Origin of the sequence: Mesorhizobium sp. AR07, from assembly GCF_024746815.1 — a bacterium.
GTDB lineage: Bacteria > Pseudomonadota > Alphaproteobacteria > Rhizobiales > Rhizobiaceae > Mesorhizobium.
In genome coordinates this window covers 2,459,551-2,486,257 of record NZ_CP080525.1, presented here as the reverse complement: position 1 = coordinate 2,486,257, position 26,707 = coordinate 2,459,551, and the positions used below count along the sequence as shown (strand labels likewise).

Annotated in this window: 32 protein-coding genes; 24 read left to right on the top strand and 8 right to left on the bottom strand. The window is 59.0% G+C overall.

Annotated features, from left to right (window positions below; genetic code table 11):
* Position 1 precedes the first annotated feature (1 nt).
* The 15 genes from BPNPMPFG_RS12765 (at position 2) to BPNPMPFG_RS12695 (ending at position 16,379) form a co-directional block, all read left to right on the top strand.
* The gene (locus BPNPMPFG_RS12765; protein WP_258595730.1) at positions 2-781 is read left to right on the top strand and encodes a phage tail tube protein; all 780 of its coding nucleotides are present in this window, start codon (positions 2-4) and stop codon (positions 779-781) included.
* Between the two features lie 6 nt (positions 782-787).
* Complete coding sequence (locus tag BPNPMPFG_RS12760; protein WP_258595729.1) at positions 788-1,204, top strand: phage pre-tape measure protein; 417 nt, start codon at positions 788-790, stop codon at positions 1,202-1,204.
* Between the two features lie 29 nt (positions 1,205-1,233).
* Positions 1,234-1,467, top strand: a complete 234-nt coding sequence (locus BPNPMPFG_RS12755; protein WP_258595727.1) for a hypothetical protein — start codon at positions 1,234-1,236, stop codon at positions 1,465-1,467.
* Positions 1,457-5,263, top strand: a complete 3,807-nt coding sequence (locus BPNPMPFG_RS12750) for a phage tail length tape measure family protein (protein ID WP_258595726.1) — start codon at positions 1,457-1,459, stop codon at positions 5,261-5,263. Before BPNPMPFG_RS12755 ends, BPNPMPFG_RS12750 begins: the two co-directional genes overlap by 11 nt.
* A gap of 55 nt (positions 5,264-5,318) precedes the next feature.
* A complete protein-coding gene (locus BPNPMPFG_RS12745) occupies positions 5,319-6,623 on the top strand; it encodes a DUF2460 domain-containing protein (RefSeq protein WP_258595725.1) in 1,305 nt (434 codons plus the stop codon).
* A gap of 1 nt (position 6,624) precedes the next feature.
* Complete coding sequence (locus BPNPMPFG_RS12740) at positions 6,625-9,084, top strand: hypothetical protein (RefSeq protein WP_258595724.1); 2,460 nt, start codon at positions 6,625-6,627, stop codon at positions 9,082-9,084.
* Positions 9,085-9,088: 4 nt separating this feature from the next.
* Positions 9,089-9,505, top strand: a complete 417-nt coding sequence (locus tag BPNPMPFG_RS12735; protein ID WP_258595723.1) for a hypothetical protein — start codon at positions 9,089-9,091, stop codon at positions 9,503-9,505.
* Between the two features lie 357 nt (positions 9,506-9,862).
* Positions 9,863-10,252, top strand: coding sequence for a hypothetical protein (locus BPNPMPFG_RS12730; RefSeq protein ID WP_258595722.1), 390 nt, complete (start codon positions 9,863-9,865; stop codon positions 10,250-10,252).
* Entirely contained in the window at positions 10,249-10,752 is a 504-nt protein-coding gene (locus BPNPMPFG_RS12725) for a hypothetical protein (protein ID WP_258595721.1), read from the top strand. The genes BPNPMPFG_RS12730 and BPNPMPFG_RS12725 overlap by 4 nt, the downstream gene beginning before the upstream one ends.
* Positions 10,739-11,137: a hypothetical protein gene (locus BPNPMPFG_RS12720; RefSeq protein ID WP_258595720.1), complete on the top strand. Its 399-nt coding sequence runs from the start codon at positions 10,739-10,741 to the stop codon at positions 11,135-11,137. The genes BPNPMPFG_RS12725 and BPNPMPFG_RS12720 overlap by 14 nt, the downstream gene beginning before the upstream one ends.
* A complete protein-coding gene (locus tag BPNPMPFG_RS12715; protein WP_258595719.1) occupies positions 11,134-12,012 on the top strand; it encodes a phage BR0599 family protein in 879 nt (292 codons plus the stop codon). The genes BPNPMPFG_RS12720 and BPNPMPFG_RS12715 overlap by 4 nt, the downstream gene beginning before the upstream one ends.
* Positions 12,013-12,063: 51 nt before the next feature.
* On the top strand, positions 12,064-12,303 hold the full coding sequence (locus BPNPMPFG_RS12710) for a hypothetical protein (protein ID WP_258595718.1): 240 nt from the start codon (positions 12,064-12,066) through the stop codon (positions 12,301-12,303).
* Positions 12,300-12,515 (top strand): hypothetical protein, encoded by a 216-nt coding sequence (locus BPNPMPFG_RS12705; protein ID WP_258595717.1) that lies wholly within the window; start codon positions 12,300-12,302, stop codon positions 12,513-12,515. The genes BPNPMPFG_RS12710 and BPNPMPFG_RS12705 overlap by 4 nt, the downstream gene beginning before the upstream one ends.
* Complete coding sequence (locus BPNPMPFG_RS12700; RefSeq protein ID WP_258595716.1) at positions 12,508-14,802, top strand: phage tail protein; 2,295 nt, start codon at positions 12,508-12,510, stop codon at positions 14,800-14,802. The genes BPNPMPFG_RS12705 and BPNPMPFG_RS12700 overlap by 8 nt, the downstream gene beginning before the upstream one ends.
* A gap of 17 nt (positions 14,803-14,819) precedes the next feature.
* Positions 14,820-16,379 carry a sialate O-acetylesterase gene (locus tag BPNPMPFG_RS12695; RefSeq protein ID WP_258595715.1) on the top strand — a complete coding sequence of 520 codons (1,560 nt, stop codon included), beginning with the start codon at positions 14,820-14,822 and terminating at the stop codon, positions 16,377-16,379.
* Between the two features lie 8 nt (positions 16,380-16,387).
* Here the strand turns inward: BPNPMPFG_RS12695 and BPNPMPFG_RS12690 are convergent, their stop codons facing one another.
* Complete coding sequence (locus BPNPMPFG_RS12690) at positions 16,388-16,639, bottom strand: hypothetical protein (protein WP_258595714.1); 252 nt, start codon at positions 16,637-16,639, stop codon at positions 16,388-16,390.
* Positions 16,640-16,718: 79 nt separating this feature from the next.
* Between BPNPMPFG_RS12690 and BPNPMPFG_RS12685 the strand changes: the two genes are divergently transcribed.
* Positions 16,719-16,967, top strand: coding sequence for a hypothetical protein (locus BPNPMPFG_RS12685; protein ID WP_258595713.1), 249 nt, complete (start codon positions 16,719-16,721; stop codon positions 16,965-16,967).
* A 103-nt stretch (positions 16,968-17,070) separates the two neighbouring features.
* On the opposite strand, the gene BPNPMPFG_RS12680 is transcribed toward BPNPMPFG_RS12685, so the two are convergent.
* Complete coding sequence (locus tag BPNPMPFG_RS12680) at positions 17,071-18,636, bottom strand: glucosyltransferase domain-containing protein (protein WP_258595711.1); 1,566 nt, start codon at positions 18,634-18,636, stop codon at positions 17,071-17,073.
* A 38-nt stretch (positions 18,637-18,674) separates the two neighbouring features.
* A complete protein-coding gene (locus BPNPMPFG_RS12675) occupies positions 18,675-19,649 on the bottom strand; it encodes a glycosyltransferase family 2 protein (protein ID WP_258595710.1) in 975 nt (324 codons plus the stop codon).
* Positions 19,650-19,744: 95 nt separating this feature from the next.
* On the opposite strand from BPNPMPFG_RS12675, the gene BPNPMPFG_RS12670 reads away from it, so the two are divergent.
* From BPNPMPFG_RS12670 to BPNPMPFG_RS12635, 8 genes are all read left to right on the top strand, one after another.
* Entirely contained in the window at positions 19,745-20,446 is a 702-nt protein-coding gene (locus BPNPMPFG_RS12670; RefSeq protein ID WP_258595709.1) for a class I SAM-dependent methyltransferase, read from the top strand.
* Positions 20,447-20,842 (top strand): GtrA family protein, encoded by a 396-nt coding sequence (locus tag BPNPMPFG_RS12665; protein WP_258595708.1) that lies wholly within the window; start codon positions 20,447-20,449, stop codon positions 20,840-20,842.
* A 460-nt stretch (positions 20,843-21,302) separates the two neighbouring features.
* Entirely contained in the window at positions 21,303-21,569 is a 267-nt protein-coding gene (locus tag BPNPMPFG_RS12660) for a hypothetical protein (protein WP_258595707.1), read from the top strand.
* Entirely contained in the window at positions 21,566-21,802 is a 237-nt protein-coding gene (locus BPNPMPFG_RS12655; RefSeq protein ID WP_258595706.1) for a DUF7940 domain-containing protein, read from the top strand. Before BPNPMPFG_RS12660 ends, BPNPMPFG_RS12655 begins: the two co-directional genes overlap by 4 nt.
* The gene (locus BPNPMPFG_RS12650) at positions 21,792-22,409 is read left to right on the top strand and encodes a glycoside hydrolase family protein (protein ID WP_258595705.1); all 618 of its coding nucleotides are present in this window, start codon (positions 21,792-21,794) and stop codon (positions 22,407-22,409) included. Before BPNPMPFG_RS12655 ends, BPNPMPFG_RS12650 begins: the two co-directional genes overlap by 11 nt.
* Complete coding sequence (locus tag BPNPMPFG_RS12645; RefSeq protein WP_258595704.1) at positions 22,409-22,801, top strand: hypothetical protein; 393 nt, start codon at positions 22,409-22,411, stop codon at positions 22,799-22,801. The genes BPNPMPFG_RS12650 and BPNPMPFG_RS12645 overlap by 1 nt, the downstream gene beginning before the upstream one ends.
* Entirely contained in the window at positions 22,801-23,079 is a 279-nt protein-coding gene (locus BPNPMPFG_RS12640; RefSeq protein ID WP_258595703.1) for a hypothetical protein, read from the top strand. Before BPNPMPFG_RS12645 ends, BPNPMPFG_RS12640 begins: the two co-directional genes overlap by 1 nt.
* A 15-nt stretch (positions 23,080-23,094) precedes the next feature.
* Complete coding sequence (locus BPNPMPFG_RS12635) at positions 23,095-24,354, top strand: helix-turn-helix domain-containing protein (protein ID WP_258595701.1); 1,260 nt, start codon at positions 23,095-23,097, stop codon at positions 24,352-24,354.
* 64 nt (positions 24,355-24,418) lie between these two features.
* On the opposite strand, the gene BPNPMPFG_RS12630 is transcribed toward BPNPMPFG_RS12635, so the two are convergent.
* The 5 genes from BPNPMPFG_RS12630 to BPNPMPFG_RS12610 all read right to left on the bottom strand — a co-directional run bounded on the left by BPNPMPFG_RS12630 (position 24,419) and on the right by BPNPMPFG_RS12610 (position 26,650).
* On the bottom strand, positions 24,419-24,691 hold the full coding sequence (locus BPNPMPFG_RS12630; protein ID WP_258595700.1) for a hypothetical protein: 273 nt from the start codon (positions 24,689-24,691) through the stop codon (positions 24,419-24,421).
* A 27-nt stretch (positions 24,692-24,718) separates the two neighbouring features.
* Positions 24,719-25,513, bottom strand: a complete 795-nt coding sequence (locus BPNPMPFG_RS12625) for a hypothetical protein (protein WP_258595699.1) — start codon at positions 25,511-25,513, stop codon at positions 24,719-24,721.
* Positions 25,514-25,606: 93 nt separating this feature from the next.
* Positions 25,607-25,969, bottom strand: a complete 363-nt coding sequence (locus BPNPMPFG_RS12620) for a hypothetical protein (RefSeq protein ID WP_258595697.1) — start codon at positions 25,967-25,969, stop codon at positions 25,607-25,609.
* Positions 25,970-25,971: 2 nt separating this feature from the next.
* The gene (locus BPNPMPFG_RS12615) at positions 25,972-26,355 is read right to left on the bottom strand and encodes a hypothetical protein (protein ID WP_258595695.1); all 384 of its coding nucleotides are present in this window, start codon (positions 26,353-26,355) and stop codon (positions 25,972-25,974) included.
* Positions 26,356-26,389: 34 nt separating this feature from the next.
* On the bottom strand, positions 26,390-26,650 hold the full coding sequence (locus BPNPMPFG_RS12610; protein ID WP_258595693.1) for a DUF2312 domain-containing protein: 261 nt from the start codon (positions 26,648-26,650) through the stop codon (positions 26,390-26,392).
* Positions 26,651-26,707 lie beyond the last annotated feature (57 nt).

The following is a 26,707-nucleotide window of genomic DNA, read 5'->3' as shown; positions in this document are numbered from 1 at the left end:
AATGGACTTTCAATCCAACAACCTCACTGTCCCGCGCGGCAAGGGGTATTTCGCCCGCTACCTGCCGGGCACGACGACTCCTGGCCCGTTCCGTGAACTCGGCAACTGCCCGGACTTCACGCTGACGCGCAACGCCACCACGCTGCCGCACTACGGGTCTCAGAGCGGGATGCGGAAGTTGGACGCCGAACCGGTCATCGACGCTACCCTCACCGGCGCCATCACCACCGATGACATGAAGACGGAAAACGCTGCCTTCTGGTTCATGGGCGACGTGGCCACTATTTCGGCGACCGCGCAGACCGCGCTGACTGAAACCCGACTGCTCGCCAAGGCCGGCGACATGTATCAGTTGGGCCGCAGCGATGCGAATCCCACGGGCAACCGCAAACTGACCAACGTTGTCGTCACCGATGGCGCGGCAGGCTCGCCGGCGACCCTTGTGCTCGGCGTGGCCTATGAGGTCGATCTGGCTCTTGGCCTCCTGACCATCCTGACGGACCTGGCCAAGTTCGTCGTCACCTACGACACGGCCATCTCCACGCGCCAGCAAATCGCGGCCACTGTCTCGCAGATCGAGGGCGAATTGAAGTTCATCTCCTTCAATGCGCTCGGTGTGCAATCCGACGTAACCATTCCGCGTGCACGTCTCGCGCCGAACGGCGACTTGTCGCTTCTGACTGGCGCGGATTCCCCGGCCTACCAGACGATGGGCCTGTCGATCACGGCCCTCTACAAGGGCAACCTCGCGCTCGCCTACCGCGACGGCCGGCCGGCGTAATCGACCATGCATCAGTTGGAGACGCTGATCATCCCGACAGAGACCGTCGAATTCGGTGGGCAGAGCCTCACGGTTCGCGGCCTCTGTCTTCCCGACATCACCGCCATCGTCCGAGGCCATCGGACGGTGCTTACTGAACTCTACGCCGAGGCCATCGCCGGCAAGCTCAGCGGCAGCATCGAAGAAGTCGCCCTCGCAATGCTGGGTGATTTCGTACCGCTCGCTTCACTGGTCATCGCCACGGCGACGGACGCGCCGCACCTTGCGCCGCTGGCCGCCAAGCTTCCGCTGGCCGTACAGGCGGACGCCCTCAACAAGATCATCCGACTGACGCTCGTGGGCGAAGGTGGGCTGGAAAAACTGATGGAGATCGTCACCGGGGCACTGGTCGGGGCAAACACCCTGATATCCCCGAAAACCTGAACGCCTGGATCGAGGGTGTCCGTTCTCAAGTGAGCCTGTTGCTCGATCACGGACACCCAAACGCACTTCGATATCCAGTATCGATGGTTTTTGCAGAAGCCGGCTACGTGGTCAAACGCATCAACGCTCAGATGGCCGCACAGACCTCGCTCCTGCAGATGGCGCTCTCCACCATCCCGAATGAGAGCGTAAAGCCTGCCGCCACGCAGAAGGCCGCCAAGGAACTAATGAAGCACCTGAAGGGCATGATCGATGGCGAATGAGAGAGTCGTAGAATTCGCCGTAAAGGCGCGCGACGAATATTCGAAAGTCCTGGCAAATCTCGCGCAGCAGCAGAGCAAGCTTTCCGCTGCTGCGCAGACTGCCGGCCGCCGCGCTGTTCTCGGCGTAGCCGATACTGACCTCCAAGCGGCCGTCGACAACTACAAACGCCTCACCTCCGAGGTCGTGCGTTACCAGGCTGCCTTGGACAACGGCCGGCAGTCGGGGAAGCTCGCAGCGGCTGAACAGAAGGAACTCGCCGACACGATCGCACTCACCCGCAATCGTTCGCGCGAAGCCATCGACACAATCAATCAACACCGCACCGCTCTCAATCAGATGCAGGGCGGCGCGGTTACCGGCTACGCTGCTTTCGATCGACTGGCCACGTCGATACAGCGGCAGACCGCCACGGCACAGGCTGCCACCCAAGCTGCTGCAGCCGGGGCCATTGCCGACGAAAAGGCAGCAGCGGTCGCGGCGCGTAAGGCGCAAATTCAGGAACGCCTGAACACCACGACCGAGTCGGGGTTCGCGAACTGGCAGCGGTATATCGACGCCGTAAACCGCAATCGCGCGGCCGACGAGAAGTCCGCAGCTGTCGCGGCGCTCAAGGCGCAGATTCAAGATCGTCTCAACAATTCCGCGACCTCCGGCCTCGCGGCGTTTAACCGCCTTGCGACCGCGATTCAGCAGAATAGTTCGGCATCCGGCGCGGATGCCGCGCAATTGGCTAAATGGACAGTCGCCACCAACACCGCCGCCACCGCTCAAACCATTCTCAAGAAAAAGGTGGATGCAACCACCGTCGCGCTGAACAATCAGGGTGGGGCCGTCGCATCACCCAAGAGGCGCGGGCCGCTCAGCCCAGGCGGCAACGGTGCCAAAGGCGAGTCGCAGGATATCACAGCGTTCGGCCTCAAGCCCTACCAGTTGACGAACCTCGGCTATCAGGTCAACGACGTGGTGTCGGGCCTCGCCATGGGTCAGCGCCCGCTGCAAATCCTCGCGCAGCAGGCGGGTCAGGTAATTCAAATCTGGCCGAATACCATGGCGGTACTTGCGCGCGGAATTCCCGTGATCGCGGGCGTCACTGCCGTGCTGACGCCATTCATCGTCTCGGCGCTGCGGCTGCGGACCACTGCTGAGTCGGTCAGGATTTTCTCAAACGAACTCGCGCTCTCGGCTGACGGCAGCCGCTACGCCGCGCAGAACCTGGCCTTGATTGTCGACAAGATGGGCAAGGTCGGTATCGCGACCGACGCTGCCCGCACGATGGTCAAGCAGTTCGTCAAGGACGGTGTGTCCGAGAAGGACATCATGCCGCTCACCAAGATGGCGCAGCAGTTGGCAGCCATCACCGGCGAAAGCGTGGCAGATGCCGGCAAGCGCGTCTCAACGGCATTCAGCGGTACGATCGATGATGTCCGTGCCCTCGACAAGGAACTGAACTTCCTCACTGCCAGCCAGTACGCACAGATCGAGGCCATGGCGAAAGCCGGCAACGGCGCTGGTGCGATGGCTCGGGCACAGGCGATCTTGGCAGGCAAACTGGCCGAGACGGCGGACAAGGGCGGCGATTGGACCAAAGCCGTCAATTCGCTGTCCAAGGCATGGGACAACCTCATCGTTTCGATCCAGAAGTCCGGTGTTCTCGGCTATGCCTCTCGGCAGTTGAAATTGTTTGCCGACGATGTGAACGCCGTTGCTGGTGTCGTGGTGACAGCCACCAACGCCATTTCGCCGAGCACCCTGCCGGCTCAACAACAGGTCGATATCCTCAATCAGCAGATCGCACAGCAGAAGCAACTTGCAGCGTCCGGTAGCATCATCGGCACGACTTTTGATACGGCTGATTTGATCAAGCAGCGTGACGCGCTTCTCGTGATCCTCGATACGCGCCGCGAAGAACTTCAGACGATCAAGGATGCCACCGCATCCCAAAAAGAATCTGTCGATCTGACGGAGGCCGACAAGAAGGCGCGGCTCGATATCCAGGAACTGCTGGACAAGCAGGGTGCGGCGCTGTCTCTCGAAACCAAGCAGGCCCAGCTTACGAATCGCGAGCGCTATATCGAAGGCCAGTTGCTGGATGCGAAAAACACTGCACTGGCGAAGGCCAAGGAACTCAACCAACAAATCCTCGGCCTAACCGCAGAACAGACAAAGCAAATCCGCGATCAGGCGGGGCTGGCCTACGACTCCACGCACGTAAATTACGAGGCGCAGTACACCTCACGACGCGGCACGCCAGCCGGCCAGCAGGAAGCCGAGGTTGTCAAGTTTGCGGCGATCATTGCCGATCGGCTGCAATTGAACGTCAAGGACATCCTGACCGCGATCTCTTACGAGACGAAGGGGACTTTCAATCCCGGCATCGTCGGTGGCGCCGGGAACAACTACGAAGGGCTGTTCCAAGCCGGCCCGGCTGCTCGGCAGCGCTATGGCATCGACAAGAACTCGTCGATCGAAGCGCAGATGAATGCCATGGCCAAGTACCTGGTCGACGCTGGTGTCAAAGCCGGCGACGGGCTGCTGCAAATCTATGCCGCGATCAACGCAGGTAGTGCCAAGAAGATCAACGCTTCCGACGAGAAGAACGGTGGCGCGCCCGGCACTGTGCTCGACAAAGTGTCCGATCAGATGGGCCAGCACAAGGACAAGGCCGAAGGTCTGCTGGCTGCCTACGCCGGTATCGCCGAGCAGGCTAAGAAGACGCAGGAGTACGAGAAGGATTTCAACGCGCGCACGGCTGCGGCGGCAGCCGAACTCGACCTGAAGACCAAGGAGACTCGGCAAGCCGCCGTCAACAAGGCGTTGGTCGACGAGACCAACAGGGCGAAGAAGGCAGGCGTCGAACTGACGCAGCAGCAACTTGACCTGGTGAAGCAGCAGGCGGGCGCGGAGTTCGACCGTGCCCACGCCGATGATCAAGTGAACCAGCTTGTCGCGCAGCGCACGGCGCTGTTCCAGAGCCTCCAGATCGCTCAGGCAGCCGGTGACCAGGGTAAGGTTGCGAGCACCATCGACCTCATCGGCCAGGTCGAGGAAAAGCTGAATACCGCGATCCCTGCTGCCATTGCTTTCTGGCAGGCCATCGGAGGTTCCGGTGCCGAGCAGGAAATCGCCAAGCTGCGCGCAATCCAGGAGGGTATCGGCCAGACACTGCAGAAGCTCGATAGGCAATTCTTGCCGCAGGCGCAGCAGATGAACGAACGGCTGGCCGAGATCGGCGGTAACGCGTTCAGCGCTTTCGCTCAGGCCCTTGCCAATGGTGAGAACGCTATGCAGGCATTCTTCAACGCGCTCAAGCAGGGCGTGGCGGAATACCTGATCGAGATCGGCAAGGCCATCATCAAGCAGACGATTTTCAACGCCATTTCAGGCGGCAGCGGTGCGGGTGGCAGCGGCGGTGTCGGAGGCACCATCTCAAGCTGGATCACCTCGCTGTTCCACGAGGGCGGCGTTGTCGGCGGCCCATCGGCTTCCGGCAGTCGGTCGGTCAATCCCGCGATCTTTGCCAACGCGCAGCGCTATCACGGCGGCGGCATCGTCGATCTGAAGAAGGGCGAGGTGCCGATCATCGCCATGAAAGGCGAGGAAATGCTCACTGAGAATGATCCGCGTCACACGAACAACGGCGGCGGGCGAGGGCAGGCCGTCAACCTGAAGAACGTCAATGTGTTCAGTGCAGAAGACATGCTGGAGGCAGCCCTGCAGTCGGTAGTTGGCGAACGCGTCATGATCAACTTCATGTCTCGCAACTCGCGCAAAATCCAAGGCGCCATCGGCAGTTAGTGCTTGCAAATTTCACGTTAAACGGTATTTTCACTTCAATACGTGAAGGACTGGCATGGCCGTTTTTCTTCCCATCGTCCCCAACTGGCAAAACGGTGTGCGGGACACCTACGAATTCAAGACTGACGTTTTCACTACCCGCGACGGTAGCGAGCAACGTCGGTCTCTGCGCGTCCAGCCTCGGCGCAAGATTGATGCAGCCGTGCTGCTCGATGAAGACCGGCTGCGGACGTTCTCCGACGCCCTTCATCTTGCGCGGGACGGCAAGGTCGAGATTGGCGATTTCTCAGCCGACAACGCCACCGTGCAGACGACCGCCGCGAGCGGCACCATGGCCTTGACCGTGGACCGCATTCCCACCTGGTTGCTCCCCGGCAAACCCTTGGTGATTTTGACGGGCCGCAAAGCTCGCAAGATGACGGTCAACACGGTTGTCGGCAAAACGATCACCTTCACCACGGTCTTGATCGGCGCTGTTGGCTTTGGCGCCGTCCTCCTGCCGCTGCTGCCGGCATCGCTTCAGCCGACTACCAGCGTGTCGATCTACACCACGCTGGTGGCCACCTCCGCGATCAGTTTCGATGTCGAGCCCGGTACGATCGTCCGCACGCCGGACGCGCTGCCTTTTGATGGTGCACCAACGGGCGAGACAACGCAGATTTTCGGGCCGGCCGGGCTTTTCTACGGCCGCTACGTGTTGCTGCGGAAGCCGAACTATCTCCAGCAGCCGCAGACGGCCTTCAACATCGCCTACGAGACCGTGGACTACGGTCGCGGCATCACCAAGACCTTCACGCCGGTGCCCATCATCTCGCGCACGCTGACCGCCAGTTACATGGCGATGTCGCACGCAGACGCGATGGCGATTCTGGATGTGTTCGTCCGTGCGAAGGGGCGGGCCGGCGAAATCTTCGTCCCGACATGGGGCAACGATTTTCCGCCCGTCACCGGTGTGACCACGCGCAACATTCGAGTGTCAGGAACCAGCTTCTTCGACTCCTATGGCGCCGACAACGCCCACCGCAGCATCCTGATCCGCACCAAGAGCGGAACCCTGATTCCACATCAGATCACCGGAATGCAGACCGACTCCGGCGACACGCTGATCGCCATTACGGACGTGATCGGCACCACGGCGGATCAGATTGACTCGATCTCCTGGATGTTCGTGGCGCGCTTCGCGGCAGATGCCTTGACGGTCCAGTGGACGACCAACGGACTGGCCAACATTTTGCTATCATTCGTGACGCTGAACAACCTCCCCGTCGAGGACAGCTTCGGGAACAACTGGATTCTGGTTACCGGCCAATGGCGCGATCTAGGCGTCTGGCAGGACGGCTCGGTTTGGCAGGACCACTGAGATGCCAGGAATCCAACCCATTGCGAACGGTGAATCCGGCTTCAGTGTCAGAGCCAAGATCAACCAGATTATCGCTCTTGCGGCGCTGGGTATCGTCACCCCTGCCGACCTCACGGACCTGCTCGACTTCGTGCCGCCAGGGGTTCCAACCGGGCTGACGATTACCTCCACGGCCGTGCCGCCTGCGATGACGGTGGCTTGGGACTTCAATCCCGAAACCGACTTCCTCTACTACGACTTGCAGATCAAGGAGAGCTCCGGACCTTTCATCGGGTTTCAGACCTCGGCTGAGCGGCAGATCGTCACCGTTAAGCCGAACACCACCTACACCGCCAAGGTGCGGGCCGTGGACAGGTCTGGCAACGTCTCGAACTATTGCACGGCCGTAAGCCACACAACGGCGCGAGACACCATACCGCCAGCCATGCCGATTGGTCTCGCCAGCGTAGCCGGCCTGGATTCGATTTGGCTCACCTGGATAGCCAACACCGAGTCCGATCTTGCTGGCTACGAGATTTATGAGAGCGGCAGCAACACCACGCCGTTGATTTCAGCCACGCCGTCGTGGTCGACCCTCTCGAACAACTTCACCCGTAGCGGCCTTCCCATGGAGACCCAACTCTATTTGTGGGTCCGCGCCGTCGACACATCGGGCAACGTTTCGCCTTGGTCGGCCCCCGTCAACGACAAGACTGGGAAAATCCGTAGCGAGATCAAGGTCGCATTGAGTGGAGTGACCTTTCAGCCGGGCCAAGCTCCGGCTGGCAATCGTCTTACCTGGACAGCAGGCAGCATCAGTTATGGCGTGGCCGGCGACGTGCCAACCGTTCAGGCGTTGCCGACCGGACAGGTCGACTGGACCGCTGGCACCGTCTACGTCTGCTACACGCCCGGCGACACCGCAATCACCACCACTGCATCACTGGTTACGCTGTACGCCAACAACTCGGTGATTCTTGGGATTTACAAGGGCGGTACCGACTTCCAAGCCGTCCTCGGCAAAGCTTTCATGGACGGCGGTCTAGTCCTCGCGCAGACGATCGGCGCCAACCAGCTGGTGACAAACGCTGCGGTCATTACCGGCACCGCGCAGATAGCTGACGCGATCATCACCAACGCGAAAGTCCTCAGTCTTAGCGCGGCCAAATTGCAAGCTGGCACCGCGCTTCTCGGTTCACTGACGGTTGACGGTCGGTCGCTGTCCGCCGCCGCCAGCACTCAGGTGCTCTACGACACGATGCGCGGCTCCCCGAATTGGCTCAATGTCAACGGAACGGGAACCTACTCCTTCGTCACGACCACAAATGTGGGCTCCACCACAGGAAATGCTCTGATCGCCAATCCGGCCACTGGCGTTCAGTGGTTGGTTTCTCAGGACCAAGTTCCCTTCGACCCGGCCAAACTCTACAAGGTGACGTTCCGAGTGCTGCGCTTCTCTGGCGCGGCCACTGGCATCATGTATCTTGGCGCAGTTGGAGTTGCTGCCGATGGGGTTACCCCAGTCGACTACTCCGGCGCTGCGGTCTGGGGCGGCATTTACTGCTCCGCTCTTGGTGTTGTGCAGTCGGCAGTTCCAACCGCCTTTACCGACTATGTGGGCTACATAAAAGGCAGGGCTGCTGCCGGCACCCAAGTTGTGGGCACCGTCGCGGTCCCGGCCAAGCTTCACAACAACGTTCGTTTCATTCGTCCGATCGCCATCTTCAACGCCGCGACATCCGACGCGCAGATGTTCATGGATTCGGTGAAGATCGAAGTCGTCAACGAGGCGGTAGCGGAACTTGTCAACGCTGGCACGGTGCGGATCGACCCCGGCAAGATCACCATCACCGGTGGCACAACGCTTAGCACCTGGATATCGCCGAGCGGCACCTACATGGACGGCCAGATGATCTCGGTCGGCAGCATCACTGCCGACAAGGCAGTGTTCGGTCAACGCGGCGTCACACTTGAGGGAATCGAGTTCCAATCGAACAGCCCATCCGCGAACAGAGTGTCGTGGTCGGCCGGCACGGTCAAATACATCGGTGATGACGGCAACATTGCCACCTTCAACATCACAGGCAGCAACACCGCGTGGTCGAGCGGGACGCTCTACGTCTACTACGTCACGGGCTCATCCGCCCTCGCGGCATCGGCAACGGTCGCCACCGCGTTTCAAACGGATCGGATCGTCCTCGCCACCTACAAGGGCGGCACCGACCTGGTGGTCAATTTCGGTCGCACGATCATCGACGGCTCGAAGATCGCCACCGGTTCAATCACTGCGACACAGGCCGACATCGCCTCGTTCCGCACCAGCATCCTGGTCGCGGGCGTGATCAATGCGGGCATGATCTCAGTCGCCACGCTCTCGGCGATTACTGGCAACGTGGGCACGCTGACCGCCGGCATCGTCCAGTCCACGGACGGCAAAGTCGTTTTCGATCTGAACAACTCCCGCCTGCTGATGTCGGATTGATGTCATGGCAAACAGAGTTCTCCTGGGTGCGAGTGGTGGAAGCTATAAGCTGCTGGTCTCAAAGCCGTCCTATGAAGTCACCAGTGCGCTCACCAATCAGCAGCTGGCCTTCAGTTCCGACTGGAACGAAACTGGCAATATTTTGCAAACTGGTCAGGTCAATATGACGTCGAGCCAGTATGTGCACCTGTCTGTTCCGTCGATTTGGTCTCTCAATCTCTCGGTGATGGCGATGACACTGAAAGGCGGACTTTTCTACCCGCTGAATGTTCTCAGCTGCATCATGCTCGGGTCGGACGTCGGGAACCATAGTGTTGCCCTGCAGGACAGGCCGGGCGCCGTCACATCGATCTCATTTAGTCTTGGTTCGAGCGGGGCTGCGGACATCGTCTACTACGCCATCATAGGAAACCTGTTTTGACCACTAGGTTGTGCCTTGGAAATAGAGGTTCCGAGATCGGGCTTTTCATATCGAAGCCTGGTATCGACGTCATGACTGCGCCTAACAGTGGCCTGTTGTTTTCGACAAACATGCCGGCATTTCAGTTCATCCAGACTGGTAGGCTTGCGATCCCTGGTAGTTTCGAGGTCACAATCACGATTCCAAACGTCGGCTACCAGCCAATGGTGATGTTCTTCACGAAGGTTACAGGTTTCGCGGCGACTTTCGCCGCAACCATGTGGGTTCAATACCTCAGTCTCACGTCGATAAAAATCCACTGCGAGACCTCGATTGCAAACGACGGCACTGTCACTTACGCCGTATTAAGGACACGAGTTGGCTAACCGGGTTCTTCTCACGGCAGGTGCTCTGAAGGTATCAAAGCCAGGCTTCAACGTCATGACTGCGGCGGATGCAGATTTGATATTCAGCAGTGACTTCAGTCAAGGCTCACTCTTTTCGAGAGGAAGTTTGACGTTCTCAAGTAATACCGTTAAGACTGTTAACTACGGGAAGACGTTTGTAAACATGCCTATGATTATGTTCAACGTTAATCGAGGCACGCCCATGGTTTACAACGAGATATACATTAATGATTTCATTCTCTCTGCCTCTCCGACAGCTGCTTCGGCCTGGCTTCGGGTTGGTTCCTCCAGTTTTAGTTACCATGGACCGTTGGTAGATGGTATGGCAGCGAAATATATTATCTGGGATTTGGATCTATGATTATTGAGTACGATGAAAAAGGTGAAATCTTCCACATCATCTCCGACCCGGTGAATCAGTCCGTGCTTGAGATGATGCTGGCGCGTGAGAGTGGCGTGCTCAACCTCCCTCCCGTTCCGGCGCCTCTTGAGCACGAAAAGGACTGGGATACAGGCGAGCTTCGCTACAATGACGATGGCTCGCCAAAGATGGTTTCCAACAGAGTCATCAACCAGGAGTGCGATATCCTGGCTGACTACATCCTGGATGGCGCCGTAACTCCTAGACCAGTGTTTGATCTGCCTGATCAGATCGAGTTGGTGGCGGATGGGGTCGACAGCCGCACCATCAACGTCCCCGATCCTTGTGAGATACGCGTCGATGGCCAGCCTATGACCGTCTCGAACCTGTTCGGGGACCTCACGCTGTCATCCGACATGCCAGCCGAATACACACTTGAACTTGTTCAGTGGCCGTACATGGCCAAGACCATAAAGGTGATCGCCCGTGCTGCTGACTAAGAACCTCGCCCCACTGCGGGCCTCCGCGCTTGCCTCGATCGACACCTCGGCCGGCGAAGTCCGAAAGCTGTTCATCACGTCCGTGCCGGGACAAGAGATGGTTTACCAGCAAAAGCAGGTGGAGGCTGAAATGCTCATGGCCAACGCGACAGTTGCGGTGGGCGAGATACCGCACATCGCCGCCGAGGCGGTCTTGAACCAGATCACACCATACGACCAGGCCGTGCGCGTTCTCCTGGTCACCGAACAATGGAAGACCATCTCGGCGCAGATCGAGGTCATGCGGCTCGGTGCCAAGAAAGCCGTCGCGCTGGCCGGCAATCCAGCAGAAATTGATCGGGCTGCCACCGTGGACTGGTCAGCAATCAGGGGAGCCGCGACATGACCTTCGGCACGCGTGAATCCAGCCGATACAGCGGCATCCCTGTCACCCTGTTTTTGCTCCAAGGCGCTGAGAACCCGACCGCCGACGTGCCGCTCGGGCCATATGCTTTTTGCGACGGCGAGACCGCCATTGTCCGCGCCGGCATCACCTATCAGCCGTGGCCGATCAAGCACAGCGACCTGTCGCACGACGGCACGCTCGACAAATCCGACATCACAGTCTCGCTGGCACTCGGCAGCCCTCTGGATGCACTCTTCCTCGCCTATCCGCCATCGCAGGTGGTCAATCTGACGATCTTCGAAGGTCATATCGGTGACGCCGTGACGCCTGAAAACTTCCCCGCCACCTGGATGGGCCGCGCGGTCGGTGGTGGTTACGAGGACAACGAACTGCATTTGTCAGGCGTGCCGGTGTCCACGTCGCTCAAGCAGCCTGGACTGCGCCGCAACTATCAGATTGGCTGCCCGCATGTTCTCTATGGGTCGCAGTGCCTCGCCAACAAAGCCGCCGCGACCGTCAGCCGCGCAGTCGCCTCGGTCGATCGCAACAAGATCACCATGGCAGCAACACTCGGCGCCACCTATGGCCAATACATCGGCGGCCTGGTGCAGTGGGCAAACTCGACCACGGGCCAGAAGGAACTGCGCACGATCTCGGCGGTGCATCCGGCCGGCCTGATCATCACCATTCGAGGCGCGGGCAGGGGTCTCGCAGCGGGGACAGTGCTCTCCATCAGCCGTGGGTGCAATCACCAGATGAGCGGCTGCAACCTTCACGTCAACAGCGTGGGTGGCGGCCCCAACATCCAAAACTACGGAGGCCAGCCTTTCATCCCACTGGAAAATCCACTCTCGCTGAAAAACCAGTTCTATTAAAATCACGTTTAACGTGACAATCACGTAGTCATGTTGTAAATGGGATGAGCCATGTTCTTCCTGATCCCCATCCTCATCAACATCGTCATCGGCATCGCCCTGCAGGCGATCGGCTACCTGATGCTGCCGAAGCCAAAAAGCGAAAAGGGCGCCGAAGTCACCGACATGGATAACCCGACTGCCGAGGGCGGCCGGCCTATCCCCGTGGTCTTCGGCGAGAAGGAAGTGACCGGCGTGAACATCCTTTGGTACGGCGACAAGGAGACGACCAGCAGGGAGATCGACGCGTGAGCGACGACTTCGATCCCCACCTGACCATTGGCGACATGCGCCCTCTCTACTGCGTCAAAGGCGTGAAGAAGGGCTTCGAAACAGCCGGGTTGGATTTCCCCACTTTCCTCACAAATGGCGCAAGGGCATCCGAGTTGCGCGGCCATGGCTACGACGCGGTGATCGATCGAGTGGTTGAATCCCTGCGAGCCAAGGAGCCCACCGATGGGTAAATCTGGCGCCAAAGCCAACATCTCCGAGTACACGATGTCCATTCACATGGGCATCTGCGCGGCCGGCCCCGGTCTGCAACTGCTCGCCTTGAAATACGGCGACAAGGAAATCTGGCGCGGCAGCGCGACGGACGCCGGCCCCCTCGTCATCAACCAGCCGACATTGTTCGGCGACGTGAAGAAGGAGGGCGGTGTCAAGGGTCTCGGATGGGTGCTGCCGGGCAAGTCCGATCAGGTCATGCCCGCGACCCTGGCGGCAAAGCTCGGGCTCACCACTGCAACCTGTCCCGGCTTCCGAGGACTTTTCAGTGTCTTTTTCACCGGCACAAAAGGCATCCTGGAATCGCCGATCAAAGCGCTTGCTGCCGCGCTGGCCGGCAACCCGTCGAACAACAAAGGCGGCTTCTACTGGGGCGCCAACAATCCCTATCTGCGCTCGATGTCGGCGCGAGTCCGGCGTCCCTCGATCGGGCTCAATCCGGCGATTGCGCTGATGCGCATCAACGATGATTCCCTGGGTAACCAGCAATGGGCCTCCAACCCCGGCCACATGATCTACGAGTGCCTAACCAATACCGAATGGGGCATGGGTGAGAACCCGGATGTGATCGACAAGCCGACGTTCGAGACTGCCGCACAGACGCTTTACGGAGAGCAATTCGGCCTCAACATGATCTGGACTCGGCAGAGCGAGATCGGAAAGTTCATCGGCGAAATCCTCACCCACATTCAGGCAGCCTTGTTCGTCAATCCAGCGACCGGCAAGCACACAATCAAGCTCCTGCGCGGCGACTACAACGTTGACATGCTGCCGGTGATCGACGCCAGCAATGCCAAGCTCTCATCGTTCAAACGCAAGGCGTGGGGCAATATTTCCAACGAAGTCGTCGTCACCTACACCAACGCGGAAACCGGCAAAGATGCCACCGTCACGTCGCAAGACCTGGCTGGCATCGCGGCCGAGGGCGGCGTCATCTCGGCTTCGCAGAACTACTACGCCGTGCCCAACGAAACACTGGCTATCAAGCTGGCTGATCGCGATCTTGCTGCGATGGTCAACCCGATCGCCACCTGCGAGGCGACGGTCACCCGCGAGTTTTGGGATACCGTCAGCAGTGACGTGGTGAAACTGTCGTGGCCGGAATTTAACATCGAGCAGATTGTCTGCCGCGTCTCCCTGGTCAGCAAGACCAACAATACGATCACGCTCGGACTCTACGAGGACATCTTCGGTCTCGACCACGCCACCTATCTGTCAGCGGGTGAGGGGGCCTGGGTGAATCCATCTCAGCCCCCAACGCCGGCAACCCTTTACCAGTTTGGCACCGCGCCGGCCTTCATGACGGCCGCAGCCCTTAAGCTAAGCGACCCGTCCAGCCTCGCCTATCCCGAGGTGCTGAGCGCCATCATCGTGGGTGCCGACAGCGACGACGATATCGGCTACGACTCGGTAACCAATGTGGCCGATGTCAACGGCACCACTACTCAGCAGATCGTTGGCAGCAGCGGCTACCAGGGTACCTGGGCGATAACAAGCCCCCTGGTCGCGGAGGCGGTCACTGTCCTCACCGATCTCCCCGGCTTGCGCGGTCCAGAGCCCGTGGCTGGCAACTTCATTCTTATCGGCACCGGCGCGGACGAATACACCGAGATCGCGACCGTTCAGTCGGTCGACGGTGCGGGTTTTCGCATCAATCGAGGGATGCTCGACACCGTTCCCCGCGACTGGCCGGCAGGCACACGGGCGTTCGTCATCCCGGCTGCGGCGTCGGTGGTCGACCCAACAGTGCGATCTGCGTTCGAAGCCACGCCCTATCGGATTCTGACGCGAACCACCGTAGGGCGGCTGGCAATTGCGGATGCGCCGCAGATCAATGTATCCCTAAGCGAGCGCCCGTACCTGCCGAACCGCCCAGCCAACGTCAAAGTCAACGGCGTCGGCTTCGGCGTGGTCGATGCTAGCGGCGGCGGCAACCTGACGGTCACCTGGGCAAACCGCAACCGGTTGCTTGAGTCCACTCAGGCGATGAAATGGACCGAGGCGTCCGTGGCGGGCGAAGCCGGTCAGACGACCAAGATCACCGTGTCAACGACGGGCGGCACGCTGCTCGCGACCTATTCCGGCATCACCGGCACCTCATTCGTGATCACGCCACCTGGTCTCAACAGCGTGGTCATCCAGGTCTTCGCCGAGAAGGCCGGCAAAACATCACTCCAAGCCATGAGCTTCGCGGTCACGTTGCCACCAAGCGGCTTCTCATCGGGCTTCTCGTCCGGCTTCCATTGAACCAAAAGGATTGACCCATGACCGTTCGCACCAGGGCGCAGCTGAACAGCGATGCCGACGCCAATTTCGCCGACAACTCAGCCGGGCTGATCACCCCAGCGAAACTGCGAGCGGCTGTCAAGAACCTGGCTGACAGCGCTAAGTTGCCGGAAGATAATGCTTCTCCGAATATTGTCATCCTGAGCACGGGCCAGTCGAACGTTTCGCTTCACCCCGCGTATTCGTGGGCACCTCAACCGAATCTGTACATCTGGAACCATCAGGGTGTTGACGGCGCCACCCACGTCGGCACCGCATTCCTGGCAATGGATAAGACCACAATGGGATACGATTATTCGTACGCCAATGAGGTCGCCAAGGCGAACCCGCTCGCTCGTGTCTTTTTGATCACGGTGGCTCAAGGTGGCCTGCCGATCGCGCAGTGGAAGGTCGGTGCCTCCGCGCCGGATATGTATGCCTGCTGCAAGAACAACATCCAGGCGGCGCTGGCCGTACTCGGCGTGTCGAAGATCGACAAGTTCCTGTGGTGGCAGGGCGAAACGGACGCAGATGCCGGATCGGCCACGTATCCCTCTGATTTCAACACGGTGGTAGGGCGCTTCCGGGCCGAGACATGGTTCCCGATGACAATTCCGATCATAATGATGGGAATTTGCTCTTTCTCTGGTCCACCCAGGTCGACGTTCAACGTTAATCTCGCTTCGCTTGCCGCAGCCGAGCCAGAAATTCGAAAGTACGTTCATACATCCTCACTCCCCGCCTCGTATTGGAATGCAGACAACACGCACATGCTCGCAGCCGGCTATGAACAAGCCGGCAAACTCGCGTATCTTGCCGGTCGTTCCGTCAATCAGAGTTTCTATGTCGACCCTGACACTGGAAGGATAGTCGTTAACCAGAATGCCGTCGCTCTTCCGGCTCCCCCTGCCGGAACAATGCTCCACCTTGGCAATGTGGAGGAGGCCGGGACGCGCATTTTGGTGGACGCCTTTGGAACAGGTGCAGCCTCAATTTTGTCATGCAGACGATCGAGGGGAACAGCTGCTGCCCCTTCAGCGGTACAGTCGGGCGATCAACTGTCCAATTTTGCCGCTTTTGGTTATGGCGCGACCGGGTATTCAGGGACAGCGCGCGCTTACCTCACGGCAAATGCGGCAGAGAATTGGACGGACACAGCGCAGGGTACGACGTGGAGCCTTAACGTTACACTCAAAGGGGGTGTTGTTGCGGCGGGGATTCTTGCCGGCTCTGGCGATGGTATCCTTGTTCAGAGAGGCTTCTCGCGCGGGGCGCCAGTCACCAAGACGGCCGACTTTACCGTTGGGCCGACCGACAACTGGATCATCTGCAACAAGGCAACGACAATGACGGCGATACTGCCCGATCCGGCAGCATTCCCCGGCAGAGAGCTTAACTGGTTGAACCGGCAGACGGCTACGGTCGTCTCAGCCTCTTCAAACGTCGTGCCCAAGGTTGGAGGCTCGGCGGCGACCGGCATTCTCATAAACGGCACGGTCGGCAACTGGGTCACGCTCGTCAGTGACGGGACGAACTGGATAACGATGCGCGGCGGGTAATAAGAAATTCAAAGCGAAATCTCGGCCACGTGAGTATTGTACTCATCCGCCGATAGGTCGCGGTAACTCCAGACACCGTTGATTTTTCGGCCCAAAAGGTAGTGCGAGGTCGAGACCGTCCCGTCCACCAGGGTCACCCGGCGGGAGCGCTCGACGACATGCCACTCGGCAAGATGATCTTGGGTCAACCAGCCATAAATTGAGCATGCCGCCACGATTGCAACCACGCCTACGATTATAAACGCTTGTTCGATTGGCATCGCAGGTCGTCTCCCCTCTTATTCCTCCGGCTAAAAATGGCCAACATCACGCGCTTCGGCAAGTATCCGATGTCCTTAAATGGGTGAGGCTCGCCTTCGCAGACTGCGTGGCGACCTAGCCGCCGTGCTTGCCGCCGGTGCAATATCGTTATCTATCGTAATCTTCAGCGGCTTCCTCTTCGGTAAACGGGCGATGTTGCCACTGCCCGTTTATCCATCGCCGCATGTCTTTGGGTCCGAAGATGGTCGAGTACACATGCCATTCACCATTGTGCTGCACCACGAAATCAATGTGATTTACCACAGCGATAGCAACAACAATAATTGAGAAAATCAATAGATACAAAGTTCACCTTTTTGAAGCAGCGCTGTCGAAAGAGGCAGATTTACTCGCGCAGCCGCGACCGCTGCCAGTTCTGCGCAGTTCCAAACTACAGGCAAACTATGGCCAATTCGCCTTGAATGGTCGCGGCGTCTTGGGCGGGCCAACGTTGGTGGCTCCTGCAGTATTCCACAGCCGCTGTCTGTCCCTCAGGCTTTGCATACTTGACCGGGATGCCAGTCAACTCGGTTATCATCGGGGCAATCGCCCAAGGGTAAATCCAGTTCGAATCGTTGAACGTAGGAATCCCCGTTGGGATAGACGTTCCAGAATAGGCTGGATAGCCGACTACAGCGATGGTCTTCATGACGGAGAAGTTTGGTAGGCCCTCCAGCCGCGCCATTAGGCGGATGGCCAAGTTATGGTCCCTCGTCGCGACCCGAGCCTGGTCAACGAAAATCTGATTGTTCGCCGCTATGAACGAGAACACCACGAGACCGAGAGATGCGGAGAAAACATGCCGTGGGATCACCACGCGGACAGTCAAGGCGACAACGGCTACCCCGGCCCATACAAGGCCGATCTGCGTCAGTATCCTCGGGGGCAGGAAGAGAAGAGTGAACAGTAGCGGGGCGCCCAACATGGCGAAGCCTGCTACGACAGGAGCAGCAACCACGACCACGCCGGCTATTATGGCGCCCCGCATATCGCTCGCGCGGCCAACCAATTCCACCAAGGCCGCGACGACGAATAACAACGGGATTGCGAGTATTGCCTTGGGCAGCAGATTGTTCCCGTAGACGCCGCCGGTTACAAAATGTCCGTACAAGAGGTTGAGCCCGAGTAGCACCCGGCTTGGGATATCTCCAAGGCCGATCATGACGCCTCGGGGATCGGTCCCATATCCATATGTCGAGACCTTGAGCAGGACCATATAGAGTGCGAAGCCGACGAAGAACGTCAGGATTCTGGCATAGAAGGTCCGGTCCCATAGGGTGTAGGAAGCAGGAACATCCTCGCTCTTGATGAAATGGCGGATCGCTCTCAAAGCGAGGTCGAAGCAGAGGAACACCGAAATATAGTTGATGGGGATTTGATAGAGGGTCAGCCCCACCGCAAACAACAGAGACGAGCGCAGTATCCGCCAAAGACCTGGGCCGGCGATCAGGATGGCCGCCACGGACAGCGCGAAAGCTAGAATGTGGTAAATGGCAATCCCGCGAAACGTCAAAATCTCCGACGTATAAGGGTGCGCCGCGATGATGACGATGAGAAGCGCCCGGATGAGATCGGGCAGATCGTAGGTCCAAAGTCGAAGGACAGCGTTGCCTATCCATGCGGACAGAATGACCGACGCCACGATACTTATAATCGGGGATCGAACCGGATCAAAGCCGACTAACCCAAACACTTCCGAAAGCCAGTATGTGCCAAAGCGGCCCTGACCAATCAGCGCTCCAGAGAGGGAAGAAAGCCCGTCAATGATCTGACGGTAGTCGTCAACGGCATAAGTGAAATCGAAGGCGGCCTGGGCGCGGGCGAAAGCTACAAGCACAAGCGCAATCAGAAACGATCGGCGCTCGTCCTTTCTGATCAGCAATGGCGCCAGAAGACCGCCGAAAAAGGAATGAAAATCAGATGCCCCCGCTGGATCGCGGCCTACTTTTTCTAGCATTTTAGAAGCCCCCAACCATCAGCCACACCCAGATGTGTTCATACAGCCGTTTCCGTAGGTGGTGAAAACGTGGTCTCGCGAACGACGTACTGCGGCGAGTTATTCAGCCGGATATAGATGCGGCCGATATATTCGCCGAGGATGCCTAGAAAGACCATCTGCAAGCCACCGATCAGGAGAATGGTGGCGATGATAGACGCCCAGCCCGGCTGCATTTCAGGATGCGTCAAGCGCTGGACTACAATCAGCATCAGAAAGATGAGGCTTAGGGCTGCCATGCAGAAGCCGGTCACGGTAGCGATGCGAAGAGGGTAGACAGACGAGCCGGTGGCCATCTTCAGCCATAGTCCAACCGAGCGCCTTAGGTTGTAATTGCCGCGCCCGGTGAAGCGCTCTTGATGGGTGATGTCGATGGCCGCGATTGAGTTTGTCGCGCCAAGGATCAGGCCATCAACGTAAGTGTAGGGGCCATCATAAGCGAGTATGGCATCGACAACCCCACGGCTCATCGCCTTGAACGATGAAAGATACAGGTCTCGAGGTTTTTTCAGAACCCAAGCTGCCACGATATCGTTGAGCCGGCTACCCCACTTCTTCCATGCGGCGTGCTTGCGTTCTTTGTAGTGGGTGTAGCAGACGTCATAGCCGGCCTCGATCTTTTCGGCGAGCGCCAAAATTGCCGAAGGAGGGTGCTGGAGATCGTCGTCCATAACAATGACGATGCGACCGCGTGAATATCTGAGACCCGCCATGGTGGCGTTGTGCTGGCCGAAATTCTTGCGCAGGGAAAGCCCTCGGACCCAATGACATTCTTTGGCGCATTCCTCAATCACGCTCCAGCTTGCATCGGGGCTGCTATCGTTGACGAGAACCAATTCATATTCGCCGTCATACTTGGTCCCGGCGAGTACGTCGCGCACCTGCCGCACCAGTTCAGGAAGAACATCGGCGCTGCGATACACGGGGACAACGATCGATAGGGAAACAAAAGGGACTCTTTTCTGGACGTTCATGGCAATGTCCTCAAAACCGGAAACTTGCAAGGACGCGCTTGTCGCGCGGCTGCTGCCGGTGGTAGTGGGTGGTCTCTTAGCGGAGAAACTGCAACTTGGGCAAGAACACAACTGGCAATGAGTTCGACGCATATCGCATCTCCTATTCGGAGGCTGTGAACAAGGCGATTTCCTTTTCAGGCTTAAAAGTCGATTTCTTCACGCGCGCCAAGGCCGCACGGCTGCTCGACCTTCTAGGTGGCACGCTAGGACCAGCCGAAAATCTTTCGGTTCTCGACGTAGGTTGCGGTATTGGGAACTACCACGCCTTGCTTCGTGGCAGGATTGGCAGGCTTACGGGCGTCGATCCTTCCTCCGAATGCATCGACGAAGCGAGGCTGAGAAACCCCGACGTGAGCTATCAGATCTCGGATGGAGCAACGCTACCCTTTGAGGATGGCGAGTTTGATGCCGCGTATGCGATCTGCGTCATGCATCATGTACCGCCTGCCAACTGGCTAACGTTTTCCTCCGAGCTCGCCCGCGTCACTCGCCCCGGCGGCGCGGTGCTGATCTTCGAGCATAACCCATACAACCTTCTGACGCGCCGGGCCGTATCCACGTGCCCATTCGATGAAGACGCGGTCTTGCTAACAAAAAAGCAGGTGGCAGCATATCTCGAAGACGCGGGGCTGACGGACGTTGCGGGCCGCTACATCCTCACGGTTCCGGCTATCGATGGGGCGCTCAGGCGCATGGATGACGCATTCGGCTCGATCCCGCTTGGCGCCCAATATTACGTGATGGGCCGGCGCTAAATGGTGTCTGGCGTGCGCCTTGGACAGATCGCTGTTTTCATTGCAGTCGGCCTCTTTAACACCGGCGCCTACTTCCTCATCGCAAACGGATTGCATCTGATCGTCGGCCTCACTGAGACCTTCTCGGCCTTTGCGGCTTATGTTGCCCTGGTCCCGCTCTCGTTTGTTGGCCACCGAAAGCTTACCTTCGCTTCGAACGGATTGGTGGTTGGTGAGTTGGCCAAGTTCTGTGTCGTGCAGGCAACGAACGTGCTGGTGATCTGGGCGACGACTTACCTCGCGCACAAAGGCTTCTTCTCGGGATGGCAGACATTCGCAGTCATTAGCGTCCTCATCCCGGCGCTGAACTTCCTGACATTTCAGGCATGGGTTTTCGCCCAAAGAGTGACCTCGTAACCCCTCAATAGCTCCAGAACCGCCTCTACGGCGGAAAGGATACGCCACGACCAACGCACCGTCCGGTGCGGCGCTTTTGCTCGACCTGATCCGATCGGACCAGATGACGGCGGAACAGATGCGCCATTTGGCACCAGCAACCAGTTAGCCTCGACGTGATGCCGGGATCATCGTTGCACCTTCAAAATCACGTTTAACTTGATAATCACGTTAAAACGTGCAAATAGTGGATCAGGCACTCCCATTCGAGGTCGGTCCATGAACTTCTATCGGCTCTCGGGCCTCCTTAATCGGGTCTTCGGCGGCCGTGCAACTCAGACGCTCTGCGCCAGGGTTGCCGAGGGCAGGGGAACGCAGTGCCGGTTTTGCCGCCTCATGTCGCGGCTGATCGAGCCCAACCATTGTGCCCTGCAGCTTGCCAAATGGCACGCCAACCAGCACCCAGCGGCGGACTGACGGCATGGAATTCATCTCCCAATACTGGCCGCAACTGGTCATGTTCGGCCTCTGCGTCATCTGGAGCGTTCGTCTCGAAGGTCGCGTCAACACAAGCGAGAAGGACATCACGCGGCTCGACAAGCAGCGCAGCGACGATCTGAAAGACGCCAAGGAAGCCCGTCAGGCAACCGGCGAAAAGCTCGATCGGATGGACGACAAGATCGAGCGCAACTTCCAGGAAATCCGCAACAGCATCTCAGCCATCTACCAGCAGGGCGTGCCCAAATGAGACTGGTAGATGGCTGGCACAAAATCCTGCTTCGGGCTTGGAGTGTCAGGCTGATCGCCCTCGGCTTCGGTTTCCAGGTGCTCGAAGCGCTGCTCCCCTTCATCGACGAAGACTCGCTGGGCATCCCGCACAAGGCATTCGTCTGGCTGACGATGGTCATCCTCATCGGCGCCATTTGGGCGCGCCTCACCCCTCAACCGAAATCACTGCCGGAGAATTCCGATGCCGATTAACAAGATCAAGTCGAGCCAGCGCGGCAAGGCCGCAATCGCCACCGCGCTGGCAGCTGCTCTTGCTGGCGGCTGGCACAGCTACAAGGACACCTCGCCAACGCTTCTTCCTCCGGCCGTCATCCTTGCGACCGACAATCTGATCCTCCCATGGGAGGGCATGGTGTTGTCCGCGCATTGGGATCGTTTCGCCAAGCTATACGATATCTGCGGCGGGCTCACTCGCATCAACGGAAAGCCGGTCACGGCCAACATGCGCTTCACGCGCCCGCAGTGCGAAGCCATCACACGCGAGCAGATTTACCACGACTACTACCTGCCGCTGGTCAAGGGCGTGCCCAACTTCCTCAACTTCCCGGTCAGCGTCCAGGCCGCCATGCTGTCCGGCGCCTACAATTTCGGCGTTGGCTCGGTCGCGTCCAGGAAGGGCATGGCCGGTTCAAACGCCACCCGCTGGCATATGCAGGGTCAATATCGCAAGGGCTGCGAAGCTCAGACGGCGTTCAACAAGGCTGGCGGCATCGTGGTCGATGGCCTGGTCAAGCGCCGCGAAATGGGTGATGCGCAGCGGATCGGCGAGGCCGAGCTTTGCGTCTCGGGTCTCAACTGATGGGCTCCCTGATCGCCCTCATCGCAACGCGCACCGGCATCGGCTCCCTGCTCGCCTCGGCAGTTGCCTACGGCCTCATCGCACTGGTCGCGGGCGGCTCCCTTTGGGGCTACGGCGCCTACAAATACCACGTTGGCAAAACGGCCGGCATCACGCAGGAGCGCGGCGCCTGGGAAGACGCGCAGCGCAAGAAGATCGCTGCCGCCGAGGCCGAGAGACTGCTGAAGCAGGATGAACTCGACCGCCTCGCGACCATCGCCGCCAATGCGCGCAACCGCGCCGACGACGCCGAGGCGAAGCTTGCCGACGCCAGCAGCAAATCCGCAACCAGGGACCAGGTCGGGCTGCCCCGCGCGGTCGGCCGCGAACTCAACAAGATTGGTCAATGGTGATGAAGAAGACCGCCCTGCTTCTGGCATTCGTCACGCTCTCCGGCTTCGGCGCCTGCAACGGCGTTCCGAGGGCGGTGTTCGAACCGCCTCACCAGGCCAAGATCGCCGAAAGCTTGCTCGACGAGTGCGATAAGCCGGTGGCCATTCCCGACCGCGACCTGTCGCAGGCAGAGGAACACGCGCTGTGGGGCAAGGATCGTCGCGCGCTCGGCAACTGCGGCTACGACAAGCATATCCTCAATCAGGCTGTGCGCGTCCAGCAGGGCCACACGAAATGAGCGGGAGCGTCTGAGATGCCAACGCCTACGCTGACAGACGAACTCGCGCAACAGGCGGCTGACGCCCTTATTGCAAACGAGAACAACAAGACGGCCGCAGCCGAGTCGCTCGGCCTCAGCCGCTCCACGTTCAGAGACCGTCTCCGGCACGCAGACAAGCGCGGCATGTTAGGCGCCAGCGCGGCGCGAGACGGTGGTGACGACGAGGCGATTCTGGAAGCCGCGCGGGCCGGTGGGATCGAAGACCCCCGCAACCTGTCCCACTTCTGGAAGATCGTCAAAGACGATAGTGGCAGCGGCTATTCGCTGTTCGTGAAAAATCCGAGGACCGGGCAAAATGTCCGTATCGAGGACCTGGTTCGGGAAACGGTTCTCGAAGTTCCATCACAACTGAGCTATTTGCCCCCTCGTGAGGTTGAGGTTGCAGGTGAACACCTACTGGTCATCGACCTGGCCGACGTTCACTTCTTGAAGCTGTGCGTCCAGTCCGAGACCGGCCACGTCTACAATCGCGAGGTCGCGCGCCATCGGGTGATCGAAGGCACAAAAGCCTTGCTCCGTATGGCCGAACCGTGGGGCATCGGCCGCATCCTGTTCGTCATGGGCAACGATATCCTGCACGTCGACGGTCCCCGCACCTCGACGACAAGCGGCACCTACCAGGACTCTGATGGCACCATTTTCCAAGGTTTCAAGGATGCCGGCGCGGCGCTCGAAGTCGCCATCGGCGAAGCCTCTGCCTTGGCTGATGTCGACCTCATCCATTGCATGTCGAACCACGACTGGCTGATGGGATGGGCTCTCACCCAAGCGGTCGCCGGCCGGCTGCGCACCAATTCAAGGGTTCGGGCTACCGACTACAATCTGTCAGAGGCGCATCGCAAATACTATCGCTTCGAGCGCAACCTATTCGGCCTCACCCATGGCGATGGTGCCAAGGAAGAGAAGCTCTACGGCGTGATGGTGAAGGAGGCTCGGGAGCATATTTCAGAGTGCCTGAACCTCTACTGGCTCCTGCATCACGTCCACCACAAGATACGCAAGACCCGAGGTGAAATCGAGTTTCTGCGGGAGAAAGATCACAACGGCATGACCGCGCATATCAGCGGCACGCCTATGGGCGAAGGTCATCATTTGAATATCGAGTATGTGCGCTCGCCCTCGGCACCGGACGGCTGGCACGATCGCAACGCCTACGTAAATCGCCAAGCGGTCGAATGCTTTATCTATCATCCGACAATCGGCCAAAGGGCCAGATTCACCGAGTGGTTCTAAGAAGCAAAGGTTCATCGAGTTTTCTTGCAAGTCTCGATGAACCCCGCCGCCCCTTTACTGGAGATCAACCAGCCCTCATGAGCGTTTCGCTCATCGCTTGGCTAAAGCCGATCTCAACCCCTTCCCACTTTCCACCTGCCACCTGGGCGCTCAGCACCCGGCTAAGGAACGTGGGATTATTTTGTGCCAACATAAGCTCGGAGAGTTCCGCGAAGTAAGTGCGTCCGACCTTGCAATCCTCGGTGTATTCCCCGGTTCTGGTCGGCTGCCACGGCATTACCTTCGGAAATTCATCCGTAGAATCAATGCCTACGAAGGACAAATCACTAAAATTCATTCTTTCACACCTCTAGATTGCAGGCTGTTAATTCAACAAATCTGTCAGATCGTTGCCTGAAACTGATCTAACAGGCGCCGTTACTTTTTCGACGCCCAAAATGTCCAAGAGATTAAAATCAAACCGACACTTTTCTGCATCGTTCAATTTTCTGTGAACCTCTGTCATTTTTCCGTTACAGGAATTTAATCCTATATCAGTATCACTTTCAAAATGAAAGCGGGAGTTCAAAAATTCGGGTTCCGGCTTGTCGATTGGCTGGTATTTGGTTTCGCCGTCGTGCGGCATCCAGACGACCCACATCACGTCCATGAGAGGGCTCTTGCCGCGTTCCTTTTCGAGGAATGCCGGCCGCCAGGTGAGCGGCAGAATGAAAGCCGGTGGGTGGCGATCGAACAACTTGCGCCGAGTTTTGGCGTGCCAGTATTGCGACTTCAGCAGGAAGGCGACGTTCGGCGTGATCGACAGGGCGCGCTCTATGAAGGCCGCTGCGAGGTTGAAGGGCGGGTTGCTGATGATCCAGTCCCGCTGGACATTAACCTCGCAGGTCATGAAATTGACGCCCGCATCGCCGTAACCGCAGTCCTCGCGGAGGTCGCTTGCCCACACACCATCGTGGCCGAGATAGTATTCCAGCACCATAGCCATGTCGCCGCTGCCACAGGCGCATTCCCAGGCAGTGGTGCCGGGCGCGAGCTTCAGGAAATCCATTAGCGCTGCCGTGACGTTGTGGGGCGTCGGGTAGAAGTCCGCAGGCTTGCGCGTGTGGACCTTCTGCGATGCCACCAGTGCGTCAGCGTAGCTGTGCTCGCTCGAACTCATAGGTGAAAATCCCGTTAAAAGTGACTCGGCAGGCGAGCAAATCGCTCAAATCGTCCTGGTCGATCTCGATCCACTCGTAGGAGAACCGCAGCATCACACGAGCAGATCGTCATCGTCGATGAGGGCCGGTGCTGCCTGGTGCTCGATGGCCGCGCCACCTTGCATCCCATTGAAGAACTGCTCACGGGCTGGCAGAACAGGCTTGGCAGCGGCCAGCCACTTCCTCGGCTCGTAAGGTTCCGAGATGTCGGGTGGCGTGGTCAGCACCTCCATGATGCAGGCGACCGGATCAGGGCCGACGCTGACGTTCCAGCTGTTGCAGAACCAGAATTGGGCGATTGCCTGCCAACCTTCCGGGCCGATGTTCAGCGTGAGACTGGTCAGCTTGCCCCTGATCGGGGCGCCGCGAACGTCACGCGAGTCGGTGATGAGCTTGAGCGCTTCGGCGATGCCCATGGTCAGACCAGCAGGTCGTCGTCATCGGGCTGTTGGGCGATCGGGCTGACGCCGAGCACTGGAATGTCGCCGAGCAGATCGTCATCGTCAGCCGGTGCGGCCGCCTGGTTGGTCGCCGCCCCCTCGAACGCAGCCGCCTTCTGCTCGGTCGTCAGGCCCATGTACTCGTTGTAGGCGACCGACTTCAGCAGGCCGCTCTCGACGTTGAAATCCAGACCGGTTTCGACCGCCTTGCCGCCCGGATAGACGCGCTCCAATTCTTCGAGCAGCGGCGTCTTCTGCAAGAACATGCGGAAGCCCTGGTCGGTGTTGGGGAAGGGGAAAACGTTGATGAAGGGGTTACCCTTCGTCTTGCGGATCGCGCCGCGCAGTTCGCCGAGTTTCATTGTGGGTCTCCGGTGATGGGGGTGACGGTGCGGCTCAGATCATTCCGAGCGCGGCGCGATACAAATCGAGGATGGTCATTTCCTCTTGGCGCTTGGCCTGGTCCTTCTTGCGCTCGCGGACGATCACGCGGATGGCGGCACAGTCGAAACCGGTGCCCTTCGCCTCGGAGTAAATTTCCTTGATGTCGTCGGCGATCGTTTGCTTCTCTTCCGACAAACGCTCGATTCTTTCGATGAAAGCGCGAAGCTGGCCGGCCGCGACGGTCTGGCTGGTATCGGTGGTGTCGTCGGTCAAAAGCCGATCCTCCGTGTTGTTCGGATAAGGCATATCCGTGTCTCCAATCTGTGAATG